An 11,629-nucleotide genomic window follows, 5' to 3' on the forward strand; every position below is an offset into this window, starting at 1 on the left:
CCCCTTGCTGGCGGTATTTTTCTTTTCCTGCAGGATACCAGCCAGGGAATACAGACGACCGAGGATATCCTGGACTATGCTCACTATGACCCATTTCCGGGTGTACCGTCTGTCGCCGGTCTTGCCCCTGCCGGAGCAGACGTACCAGTACCCGTCATCATGCCTGCCATGGGATCCGTGAACGGAAGGGCAGACGTTCCATAGGAATCTTCAATCTGGACCCCTGACATGCTCACACTTTTCACACGCCCTCCACCCGGCAGGGCATCGCCAGGCCTGACAATCACTGTCCTGCCACCATCATCTGTCAGGACCGCCCCGTATTTGCCACCGGCTCCGAAAATGCGGGCCACCGTGTAGCCACCACTCCCTCCGGTATCCCGCAGGCCGCCGGGGAACGACATGGATCCCGGAACGGGCAGCATACCCGGAAAACCGGCAGCCATACCGGTTTCCCGGATCCTGCGGATCTCGCCGATGGCGGCCAGTTTTTCCTGGATCTGGCGGAGATATTCCAGCCGTGCCAGGGTATCAGAGGCGTTGCTCATCTGCTCAAGTGTAAATTTGTCATTCCGGCTGAGCATGTCAACCACTTCTTCCGCAGATTTTTCAGCGGCCGTGGTATCAATCGCCGCAACGGGATCTTCCGCCGGTGGTGGCGGGACGGGAGCCGTCTGGCCCGCTTCCTGCGCCCATGGCGCGCTCCATGAAACAGCACAGAGGATCAGGATTGCGCTTGCTGTTGCCCTGGCATTTTTCCTACCGTTTTTCATAAAGCACTCCATTGAAGGTCCATTTCTTGCTGCCGGCGTTGAAGGACAGGTTTTCCACGGTCATACCCGGAATCTGTGACAGTTCCGCCAGCATGCCCCATGGTTCCAGATCAGATGTAAATTCCACACCCCGTCTTTGCCATGGCGGCGGCGAGGGGGGCGGTGGTGGCGTGCCTGTCGTGCCGGGAAGCACGCCCGGCGGCGGCGGCGGAGCCGGTTCAGGAATACGGGTCAGGTTGACGTCCCAGCCCTTTGCGAGGAAAAACCGGGTCACGTCCTCCGGCCTCCACAGGTCCTGTGACTCCTGGCCCCTGGGCGGAATATTTTCCAGGGGGCGGTTGAGGCTTGCGGTCCGGGCCGTTACATCCACAAAGGCATCGGACGGAATAACCGCCGGCCCCTTGTCACGGGACCAGGAAACAGTCAGCTGGCCGGTATTGCAGGCGAACGAGGTGATAGTCCACCCCAGGACGGCCGCCTGGATTTCGTTCATGGGCATGCGACACGCATTGACCCAGACCTGCAGGGCCGGCTCACGCTGCCACGAGGGGTCGTGGACAATCTCTCCACCCGCGGTTTCCATGCCCCGCAGGCGCATCTCCATCAGGGCCTGCTCCTCGGCAGCCTGTCGCGCCACTTCGGCATTCATCATGTCCGTGCTGGCCTGGCGGGCGGTTTCTATTGTTGCATCCCGGGCCAGCTTCTCCTGCATCTGCCGGTCCTGCATGGTCTGGTACACGGAATACCCGACCCATGCCGCGGCCACCAGGGCAGCCACAGAAACCGCCCCGATGAGGATGGATCTGGTAGGAACCTTGATGGGCTGCAGGCGGCCATCCCTGCGCCGTCCCAGCAGAAAGGCCAGCGTGCTTGTGTCCGCATTCGGAATGGCCCAGGCTTCGGGAGCATAGACGCGCTCGAGACCGCCGCGGCCAATTTCTACCTGGAGCTGGTCCAGGGCCTCGCCTTCTTCCGCATAGAGCCGGTCACCATCCGGGGTGATCAGATCGTCCCGGACAACAACAAGCGCTATCCCCTCAGGAACCTGAAAGGCCCCTGCCCATGACCCCTGGAGCACATTGGCCAGGGAGCACGCCAGGGAAGGCATACCGGCCCTGTGACCGGCCCGCAGATAACCAAGGCCGAACTGGGGAATGCGGCCGCCCCTGTCTCCCGGACGGGGCGAAAAGAAGTCAGCTTCCTGGCCGGGCCGGGAAGCTGCCTCCCTGGCAGATTTTGCCACAGCCTTGCTGGGACTGGGCTGCCAGTCCAGGCTGACGGCAAAATTCAGCTCTCCGACGGTGACGACGCCCTGGGCCATTATCAGCCTTCCTTGCCGCGCTTCACATCAATTTCGGTGGCCGTGATGGCAATGACCATCACGTCACGCTCGTCCGATGTTTCCTGACCACCGCCCAGCAGCCAGTTGGATTCATGCCCGAACCCCTGCCGGCTGCGCCTGGTCTGGTCGTTCTCAAACCCCGCCAGAACGAGGGTCGAGCCACTTTTCATCATGGCCTGCTGGACATAGACGCGGGCCTGGGTTTCAGGCAGCTGGATCCTCTGGTTTTCGTCCTCGCCAAACTGGAAGTCTGTCAGTTCGATCAGCTCGCGCAGGGCCAGGGAATACTGGACCATGATCCGGCCGTCCGGCAGAATACGTGGCACGGCCTGGAACGTGATCCCCGTCTGGATGTTGCCGGGCGTTACCTCGGTTGTTGTAACGCCTTCGTCCGTTGAGACGTTGATTTCCCGCAGATAAGCCTGGTTCACGACAAACTGGCGCGAGCCCACGCTGTTGTTCAGGACCGTCATGGGAATCTGGGCCAGCTGGGCCACATCACCCACCTGGGACAGCGCCTGCACAACAGCGCTGGATCCGGTGAACTTGGCTGCGGTTCCCGTTACAGGAGCCACAATCGTCGCTCCCAGCTCCCCAAGAGCAGTCGAGGTCAGACCTGTGGGTGTTCCGCCAAATCCAAATGTGGGAGCCGCCGAAGAAGCCTTGAACACGATATCGAGGTCCAGGCCGAACTCGTCCATGTCCCGGAGCGAGACATTGTAGACCTGCACATTCAGGGCCACCTGGCGGGCAAGACGGCTGTTCTCGTCCTCCACAAACTTCGCGATCCTGGACATGGATCCGGGCGTGGCAATGACCGTCACGCTGCCGCTGGAGGGAGAAATGCTATAGGTCCCTGTGTTGCCCAGGAGTGTCTTCAGGGCCTCGGAGAATTCATCCCAGAATTTCAGCTCCATCGCCAGGGTTGCTGTCTGGGTGATGTCTGCCTCGGCCTGTTCGTCCGTACCTGTACCGCCACCGCTGCCGCTGTCCTGGCTGTCAGCCCTGAGACCGTCCTCGATTGTCTGCTTCGAAGGCAGGGCCTCAACAACAAAGGTCCGGGTCTCATACCGGCGCAGGACAATGGCCGTGCCGTCAAATTCCCATGTGGTGCCGAAGCCGCTGGCCACCTGATCCAGCAGACCTGTCAGGGGGCCTTCATAGGCCACAGGAAGACCCGGCTGCTCAAGGGGTTCCCCCGGTCCGCCGATCACTGCGGGCAGCGCTCCTGCAACAGTGGGGGCAGCGGTCGGCGTGATGGGCTGATCCGCGCCATCCTCGAGACGGACAGGAATACCTGTCTGCATGGAAATCTGGCTGGCGATCACCTTCAGGGGAAGGGGCGAGGCCGAAACCAGGGCCACAGCGCGGGGACCCTCTACTGCAGGCGGCAGGGGCAGACCCTGGCGCAGGCGGACCGCCTGGGCGCCGTACCAGACCTGGTTCGTGACGGTCAGGGGATCGTGCCTGACCTCGGTAGCGGGCTGTTTTGCCGTCAGGATCTGATTTTCCGCCGTATTGCGGCGCGGCTCGATCTTTTCTCCGGTCTCTTTCCAGCCACAGGCGGCCAGACCCAGCGCGAGAACCAGAAATACTGCATTCCTTGCGTTCATTGTCTTACTCTCCGTAATTGTTCCCGCGCGTTTCAACAACCAGAGCCGGACGGCCGGCGTTCATGTTCGTGTGCAGTCTGGCCAGCGGCTCAGGAGCTGCCTTCTCGAATCCCGTGAGCAGCGTGCGCACCGCATCCTCGTATGTTCCCTGGATACTCACCGCCGCCAGGACCGGATAGTCAAAGTTTGTGGACCAGTGCAGCTCCACATTGGCGCGGCGGCTCCAGTCCTGCAGTATGGTGCGCAGGGTCATGCCCCGCTCCCCCGTCCAGGTTTCTGTCCCCGATCCCGCGGAAGAACCGGAGCCGTACCCGTCAAGCATGACAGGCATGCCGGCAGCCGGAGAAGACATCATGGGCATCCCGGATCCAGGTTCGCCCGGGCCCACCTGGGCCAGCCTCATGGCCGGAACCGGTTCAGATACGGGAGCAGGATCAGCATAGGGAACAGGGGCAGGAACCGCAGCCATGAGCGGCGCAGATGTTGCATGCAGCAGGAATACATTGCCGCTCTCGACTGCCGTCAGGCCCGCCGAGGCCAGGACATCATTCATCACAAGCCGCCAGGGACGCCCGCCTTTCCAGGATACAGGCCTGGACATGTCAACCCCCTCACCGGGAGCAAAACCGACCTGGGGAGGCAGGATCTGGCGCATGGCCACGGACAGGGGCACATTGTCGGCCCCGCCCTGGATGATATCGGCATCCGTCAGGCCGGCCATTGTTGATGCAGAAACCGCAGCGGGGCCTGCGCCCATGCCCTGGGCCATGGGCATATACTCGAACCCCGCCTTTGCCTGCAAGACAGGAAAGGCTGCCAGAGCCAGACAGAGCCATGCCCCGCGGCTGGCATGGCGCAGCAGATGAACCATTCTTTTCATCATGATGTCACTCATTGTGCGGTTGTTCCTGCGTGATCGGGTTTCGGAATGTACACGTCTTTTCTGAAAGTGTTTCATGGAGCCGCCTGCATGTCCTTCATCCGCCGGCGCAGGACTGCCAGGGATGCGGTTCTGTAACGACCCGCCACCCACGAGCGGATGGACCGGATTCCTGCTTCATAGGTCAGACCCCTGCGTTCCATAACAAAGAAAAAGGTGGTAACTACAATGGCCAGTCCCAAAGTCCACAGGCGCGCGTGGACCAGCAGGATCAGAAAAGGAAACGCGGCCCGCGCGTCCAGGGCAAAGAAACGGACAGGCCGCATGGTATTGCGCCAGTGCCAGTCTGCCATGTCATGACCCTCCCTCGGAAAAGCCGTTGGCCAGTGTCAGGTATGTCCGCCGGTCGATCAGCTCCTGGTCAAACAGGCGTTTGGCCGACTCGGACATCGTCCTTCCATACTGAGGTATAATACGTTGAATCTCGTACGTCCAGCGGTCACTTGACATATCGAGCAATTTTTCTCTGACCGAGTCGTCAAAATACATGAATTCTCTAACGCCAATGCGGCCGCCGCCCCTTTTCGGCACAAGGGCCTGGGTGACCACCAGACGCAGGGTTTCCATCATGGCATAGGCCCTTTCGGACCGTTCTGCGGGTTCAAAAACCGAAACCATACGCCGGATGGTGGCAGCGACGCCTGTTGTATGGATCGTCGAATAGACCGCATGGCCCGTCTGGGCCGCCTCGACAGCCGCGGCGACCGTTTCCCTGTCGCGGGCCTCCCCTACCAGGATGATATTGGGCTTGCGGCGCAGGGCGTTGCGGACCCCGGCGGCAAAGGACGGAAGATGCCGGGGAATTTCCGACTGGGCCACCAGGCTGCGGGGCGACTGTATGGCGTCGTATACGTATTCTATGGGAGCCTCGTAGGTCAGCATCTTGCCGCACCCCTGCTCCCGCTCGATCAGCATGCGGTTACCCGCCGCCAGAAGGGTGGTCTTGCCGCTGCCCGTCGGCCCCGTCACAAGGACCAGTCCCTGGCGCGGCGCCCAGGCATCAATGATCTCCTGCTCTATTCCCAGATCCTTCATGGTGGGCGGAAGACTGGGCAGGGTTCTCAGCGTGATCGAACCCGTGTCCCGCCCTTTGCTGGTAATGGCGGTGATGTTGACCCGGAACCGGACGCGGGACAGGCGGTCTGTCCGGATTTCATAGGACAGGTCAAGATCAACGCCTGACGCCAGCTTGGCCAGCGCCTCGGCCCCGTAGATCCGGTTCAGCATGATGGCAATGTCGGCCGCATCAACCGGCCGCACCGTAACAGGATACAGCTGCCCGTCCTTTTCTATATAGACAGGACGGTCGGTCTGTATGGTGATGTCAGAAGCCCGCTGCTCGGCGCACCATCCCAGCAGGTCATCCACATGCTCTTCGCGAAGCCGGGGAGGCTCTCCCGGCCATGTTGCCTGCTTCGGAGCAGGAGCGGTGCCGGGATCTATCTCCTTGCCGGCAGCCATCGTTCCGCCTGGGGATTGAGTTCGGAAGGACTGGTGATCCGGACCTGCCGGTCACCCACTCGCATTTCTCCCCCGCCCCCGGTCACACCCCGGTCTTCCAGGGCCGCAAAGGGCGGGGAGATCATGTTATAGGCCAGAAGCTCCCGGTAACGGACCATGCCCCTGAAATCCCGCTCCAGCCTGTCCAGGTCCGCCTCGAAAATATCATTGGCCTGGGTCACGCCGGCTTGCCAGCCCTCCAGAACCCATTTTTTCCACAGCTCCCGCTCCTTTGCGTTTTTGGGCAGAAGCAGGGCCGGCGGAGGCGCCACCTCGCCCCAGTCACGTTCCATATAGGTCCGCCATTCGCGCGGCGCAGACACAATCCGGGCCTGCTGGTTGATACTGTACAGCCGGTCCGCCACGGCCGCGGTCTGGCCCTCTTCCGCGACCAGGAAAGCCTTCTGCGCCTCGGTTACCACGGGCGGCTCGATCAGCAGACCCGAGGGCGCGGAAACCAGAAGGCGGCGAAAGTCAAAAGCCTGCGACAGGCTGCTGGCATTCAGGTCCAGTTGCCGCCTGATCTCCCAGGTGCGTCGGGCCAGACCGCCCCGGGCGCCGAAAGACAGCGCCGCCTCGCGCATTGCATCGTTGCGGATTTCCGTGTCATCGGAAGGCAGTTCTACCCCGGTATTGATGCTCTGGAGACCTTCCAGGGGCTGGGGCACAGGCGCATCCGCCCGCGTGGAAACAGGGGCAGCCAGCACCGTCAGCGCCACGCAGCAGGCCGCGAGGAAAACCTTATACAGCAGGCGTGGGAACATACCGCACCTCGATCACACGCTCGTTGGCATTGACGCTGATATCCGCCGTGCGGCCGGCCTGCAGGCCCAGACTGCGCAGCACGCTCATGACAGGTTGTTCTGTCACCTCGACAGACACGATTACAGGTGCGGGTGGCGGCGCCCCGATGGAGGCAAAGGAATACCCGGACACATCGGCCAGCAGGGCGGCCAGTCCCTCAATGGGACCTGTCCATGTGACTGTCACTGTCTGCTTCAGTTCCTCGGGTACATCCTCCACCACATAGGATGTGTCGACCGGTGTCCTGGCCTGGTCCACCAGGGCCAGGGTATCCAGCGCCTTCGCGGTTCTTTCCGTAGCCTCGGCAATGCGCATGTTGACCACATCCGGCGCTGCCACGACAGGACGGGCTGTCTGGGCCATCGCAGACCAGGGATCAGACCCGGTCGCGCATCCGGCCAGAAGTCCTGCGAGTGCCAGTAACGGCAGAAAAAACGCCCTGATTGCCATCGTGTTCTGCCCCTGCTGATCCCTGAGGGTAACCCGTCGAAGAAAAAGTTCTACGACGAATTGGTCACGGATGCAACTGTACCAGGATGCTTTTCTTTACGCCAGGGCGATGACAGAAATCTGGCGTCCATGCTCGGGTTTTCCACTGACGGTTCCCCGGCGGTGGCTGAAAAAAAGGGCTGGATCCGCCAGGGTATCGTGGCCGGTCCAGACAGCATGCGACACACCGGCCTGCCCCAGACATTCCAGCACATACCCGGGCAGGTTGAACACCAGATGCCCGGGACGTTCTGCAGCGATAAAAAACTGGTCATTCCGGCTGTCCTTCTGCAGAAAAGGTGCGGTGAAATTTTCCGTCACCTCATAGGAAGCAGGACCGATGCATGGCCCCACAGCGGCGATCATGCGCGCAGGGTCAGCTCCCAGGGCGACCATGGCCTTCACGGTCTCTTGTACCACTCTGTCCACAGCCCCGCGCCAGCCCGCGTGGGCTGCGCCCACGACACCTGCCGCCGGATCGGCCAGCAGAACGGGCGCACAGTCCGCCGTCAGGACTCCCAGGACAAGTGCCGGCCTGTCCGTGACAAGCGCATCAGCCTCCGGCGCGTCGCCGGGCTGCCAGGGATCCCGGACTGTCACCACCCGGGTTCCATGCACCTGACGCATCAGCAGGAGCAATGCTCTCGACACTCCGAGAGCAGACACCACCCGCCGGCGGTTTTCAGCCACAGCTTCCGGCGTGTCCTGATCCACCCTGGCGCAGTTCAGCGAAGCGCAAGGCCCAGTGCTGACTCCGCCATGGCGCGTGAAAAAACCATGACGGATTCCCGGCAGATCTTTCAGGGTTTTGCCGGGAAGAGAAACAGGCAGGATCATAAAACCTTTTCTCCCGCCCCCGGAAAGCCGGCCAGTCCTTTCAGGTCCGGAGATGCAACACCCAGAACCCGGAACAGCTGGCCCATGGCATCGGGATGGACCAAGCGCTCTACAGACTGTTCCAGCTGTTTCTTTTTCGTGTCAGACAGTTTTGCGGCAACCTGCTGTGCCCGCGCCCCGATCCCCAGCGCCTCCAGAAATTCCCCTTGCCCCACGGGACCAACTGTGCGCACCCCCTCCTCCCGCGCCACGCGCGACAGGGCCGCAAAATCCACATGGGCGGTCAGGTCGCATTCCCCCGGACTGCCCGGGGCTGATACCTTCTGATGATTGCGCAGGGCCTGGAGAGTGGCGCCGGACCGTGGACTGTCATGGCCATAGTCGATCACCAGCGCTGCACCCCGGTTGCGCTTCAGGCGCCGGGCCAGGTCCTGCATGATGGACCAAGAGGCCGGAGAGATTTCCACGACTGTCCCTTCCGGAGCACTGCGCAGGTTTTCCGGAACGAGGGCCACGGCGACAGAGGGCCGGGGATCCGTCACCAGATGAAAGCCCTGTTCCGCCGTATATCCCACATGGACTTCTGACCAGCCTGTAGCTGTGCGGCACAGCTGGCGCACCGGCAGGGCGTCGAAAAACTCGTTGGCCACCAGGATGGCGGGACCTTCCGGCACCGTCTCCAGGGTCTCATGCCATGAGATATTGTCCTTATCCTCAAGGGCTTTTTGCTGCAGGCTGCGCAGGAGCGGAGAGATCTCCACCAGATGGATCTGGCAGGCTCTGCGGCATTCCGGGCTGACCCTGTCCATGGTACGCAGGATGTCAGCCATCAGGGTTCCGCGGCCTGGCCCAGGCTCCACCAGAAGAAACCTGTCTGGCCGCCCCACCTTCTCCCACGTGTCCACACACCACAGGCCCAGCATTTCTCCAAACAGCGAGGTGATTTCCGGCGCGGTGACAAAATCGCCTTCTCTCCCCAGTGGCTGGCGGGTGCGATAATATCCGGTCAGGGCCTCGCCCATGAACAGATCCAGTCGCAGGGGACCGTGGATTTCAATCCGCCGGCGCAGGATATCAGACAGCGTTTCCGTCATGCAGTCACCGGCGGCCTGCGGACAGCGCGGACCATCAGCCACGCCCCGAACAGGATCATGGGGATGCACAGGATCTGACCCATGGTAGCGCCCGCCCACAGATAGCCCAGCTGGGTATCCGGCTCGCGGAAGAATTCCACCACAATGCGCGCAAGACTGTATCCCGCGAAGAACACACCGGCCAGGAAACCGGGTCGGGAGCGTATGGTCTGGCGGTGGGCCAGCATGGCCAGGATGGCGAACAGCAAAAGGCCCTCAAGCGCGGCCTCGTACAGCTGGCTGGGATGGCGGAACTGAAGCCCGCCGTGGGGAAACACCATGGCCCAGGGAACATCCGTGGCCCGGCCGTACAGCTCGCCATTGATAAAATTGGCCACACGGCCGAAGAAAAATCCGATGGGCCCGGCGCAGGCGATCAGATCCCCCAGATGGAAAGGATCAAGCTTTCTTTTCCGGCTGAACAGCAGGATCGCCGCAAGGATCCCCGCAAGACCGCCGTGGAACGACATCCCTCCCTGCCAGACCTTCAGGATGTCCACCGGATGATCCAGATACCAGGAAAAATTATAGAACAGGATATAGCCCAGCCGCCCGCCCAGGATCACCCCGATGACAGCCCAGGACAGGAAATCGTCCAGCTCCTCCTTCACAGGGCGCTGAAGGGGTTTCAGGCGCGACAGGTAAACGGTGTACATCCAGCCCAGCACGAACCCGGCCAGATAGGCCAGCGCGTACCAGCGGATGTGGAGCGGCCCCACGCTGAAGGCCACAGGATCAATGTCGGGAAAGGTGAGCATTTCCTGCACGTTACAGGATGCCCGGCCGGCGGGCAAGGTCCCTGGACCCTGTTTACCCGCATAAAAAAACCCTGCCGCACAGGCAGCAGGGTTTCCGGTCTTCCGGCAAACCTGTCAGGGGTTGCAGCCACCCTTCCGGGCGAGATCAGCAGCAAATTGCGCTGCTGCCTTATACGCCGCCGGGGCCTCGTTGGGGCAATCCTGCGCCGTTTCGCCCCATGTATAGCATTCTGCCCTGATGTCTCCGGGCAGAAGAGGAAAATTATCCGTAATCTGCAGCGATGCCCCGATTACCGAAGCCGTATACGCCCGGCGCTGGGCCTGGTCCAGAACCAGTCCGTGATTTGTTTCTCCATTTTTGTATTCCGCCTTCAGGGAACCACCGGACTCACATTCCACTTTCCAGGCGCTTTTGCTGTCCTTCGGCTTTCCGTAAAGGATTTCGAGCAGTTCGTTTCTTTTTTCTCCCCGCACTTCCACCCACATTACAGGGCCCTGGTCAGCCGCCCTGTCTTCCCTGACCTGCCCTTTTCCACATGCAGCCGCAGAAAGGGCCAAGGCAGCAGCAAGGGTCTTTATCCCGTTTGTCATAGGCTGTTCCTTTTTCCATTGGTTGTTATTCATCACCCGATACAATCAGGTGTTTAGCACCCGTTTAAGTACTTTTTCTGTGAAACAAAATCAAGCTGTCAGGCTCAGTGGTCCCGAAAACACCTTGCATTCCGCTGGAATTCCGGCATGAAATGACACTGGATTTTCAGAAATTTGCAGATCTGCACCATGGCCTTGTCCAGACCCTTCTACGTCACCTCCCCCATCTATTATGTGAACGGCGCGCCGCACCTGGGCCATGCCTATTGCTCGGTGGCGTGCGACGTGATGGCCCGTTTCATGCGGCTGGACGGGTATGACGTGAAGTTCCTCACCGGCACGGACGAGCACGGCCAGAAGGTCGACCAGTCCGCACGAAAAGCTGGCATCACACCCCGGGAATTCACTGACCAGGTGTCGCAGCAGTTCCGCGACATGGGCAAGTTGCTGAACATCAGCAACGACGACTTCATCCGCACCACCGAGCCGCACCACAAGGTGGGCGTGCAGGATCTGTGGAAGAAACTCATGGATGGCGGGCACATCTACCTGGGCAGCTATGCGGGCTGGTATGCCGTGCGGGACGAGGCGTTCTACGGCGCGGATGAGCTGCGCGATGGCCCCAACGGCAAAAAGATTGCTCCCACCGGCGCCGAGTGCGAATGGGTCGAGGAGCCCAGTTACTTCTTCCGCCTGTCGGCTTTCCAGGACAGGCTGCTGGAGTTGTACGAAAAGCGTCCCGAATTCCTGCAACCCCACGGCCCGCACAAGGAGGTCGTCAGCTTCGTCAAAGGCGGCCTGAAAGACCTGTCGGTCAGCCGCGCCTCGTTCAGCTGGGGCATCCCCGTG

Annotated in this window: 13 protein-coding genes; 1 reads left to right on the plus strand and 12 read right to left on the minus strand. The window is 61.4% G+C overall.

The genetic code is table 11. The features are described from left to right. Positions 1-83: 83 nt before the first annotated feature. The 12 genes from pilP to M3O22_06305 all read right to left on the minus strand — a co-directional run bounded on the left by pilP (position 84) and on the right by M3O22_06305 (position 10,780). Positions 84-773: a type IV pilus biogenesis protein PilP gene (gene pilP, locus M3O22_06250; GenBank protein ID MDP9196346.1), complete on the minus strand. Its 690-nt coding sequence runs from the start codon at positions 771-773 to the stop codon at positions 84-86. Further along, the gene (gene pilO2, locus M3O22_06255; protein ID MDP9196347.1) at positions 760-2,094 is read right to left on the minus strand and encodes a type 4b pilus protein PilO2; all 1,335 of its coding nucleotides are present in this window, start codon (positions 2,092-2,094) and stop codon (positions 760-762) included. Before pilO2 ends, pilP begins: the two co-directional genes overlap by 14 nt. Positions 2,095-2,096: 2 nt before the next feature. Continuing rightward, on the minus strand, positions 2,097-3,728 hold the full coding sequence (locus M3O22_06260; GenBank protein MDP9196348.1) for a hypothetical protein: 1,632 nt from the start codon (positions 3,726-3,728) through the stop codon (positions 2,097-2,099). Positions 3,729-3,732: 4 nt separating this feature from the next. Further along, positions 3,733-4,623 carry a toxin co-regulated pilus biosynthesis Q family protein gene (locus M3O22_06265; protein MDP9196349.1) on the minus strand — a complete coding sequence of 297 codons (891 nt, stop codon included), beginning with the start codon at positions 4,621-4,623 and terminating at the stop codon, positions 3,733-3,735. 59 nt (positions 4,624-4,682) lie between these two features. After that, a complete protein-coding gene (gene icmT / locus M3O22_06270) occupies positions 4,683-4,961 on the minus strand; it encodes an IcmT/TraK family protein (GenBank protein ID MDP9196350.1) in 279 nt (92 codons plus the stop codon). A gap of 1 nt (position 4,962) precedes the next feature. Next, a complete protein-coding gene (gene tadA, locus M3O22_06275; GenBank protein ID MDP9196351.1) occupies positions 4,963-6,129 on the minus strand; it encodes a Flp pilus assembly complex ATPase component TadA in 1,167 nt (388 codons plus the stop codon). Continuing rightward, the gene (locus M3O22_06280) at positions 6,108-6,932 is read right to left on the minus strand and encodes a type IV secretion system DotC family protein (GenBank protein ID MDP9196352.1); all 825 of its coding nucleotides are present in this window, start codon (positions 6,930-6,932) and stop codon (positions 6,108-6,110) included. The genes tadA and M3O22_06280 overlap by 22 nt, the downstream gene beginning before the upstream one ends. Continuing rightward, positions 6,910-7,422, minus strand: coding sequence for a DotD/TraH family lipoprotein (locus M3O22_06285; GenBank protein MDP9196353.1), 513 nt, complete (start codon positions 7,420-7,422; stop codon positions 6,910-6,912). The genes M3O22_06280 and M3O22_06285 overlap by 23 nt, the downstream gene beginning before the upstream one ends. Before the next feature lie 96 nt (positions 7,423-7,518). Further along, a complete protein-coding gene (gene pgeF / locus M3O22_06290) occupies positions 7,519-8,298 on the minus strand; it encodes a peptidoglycan editing factor PgeF (protein MDP9196354.1) in 780 nt (259 codons plus the stop codon). Then, positions 8,295-9,392, minus strand: coding sequence for a class I SAM-dependent methyltransferase (locus tag M3O22_06295; protein MDP9196355.1), 1,098 nt, complete (start codon positions 9,390-9,392; stop codon positions 8,295-8,297). Before M3O22_06295 ends, pgeF begins: the two co-directional genes overlap by 4 nt. Continuing rightward, positions 9,389-10,189 (minus strand): prolipoprotein diacylglyceryl transferase, encoded by an 801-nt coding sequence (gene lgt, locus M3O22_06300; GenBank protein MDP9196356.1) that lies wholly within the window; start codon positions 10,187-10,189, stop codon positions 9,389-9,391. Before lgt ends, M3O22_06295 begins: the two co-directional genes overlap by 4 nt. 114 nt (positions 10,190-10,303) lie before the next feature. Then, positions 10,304-10,780 carry a hypothetical protein gene (locus M3O22_06305; GenBank protein ID MDP9196357.1) on the minus strand — a complete coding sequence of 159 codons (477 nt, stop codon included), beginning with the start codon at positions 10,778-10,780 and terminating at the stop codon, positions 10,304-10,306. 195 nt (positions 10,781-10,975) lie between these two features. Between M3O22_06305 and M3O22_06310 the strand changes: the two genes are divergently transcribed. Next, positions 10,976-11,629 (plus strand): methionine--tRNA ligase (locus tag M3O22_06310; GenBank protein MDP9196358.1); only part of this gene is annotated, 654 nt, incomplete at its 3' end.

The sequence above is a fragment of the Pseudomonadota bacterium genome (assembly GCA_030775045.1).
Lineage (GTDB): Bacteria > Pseudomonadota > Alphaproteobacteria > JALYJY01 > JALYJY01 > JALYJY01.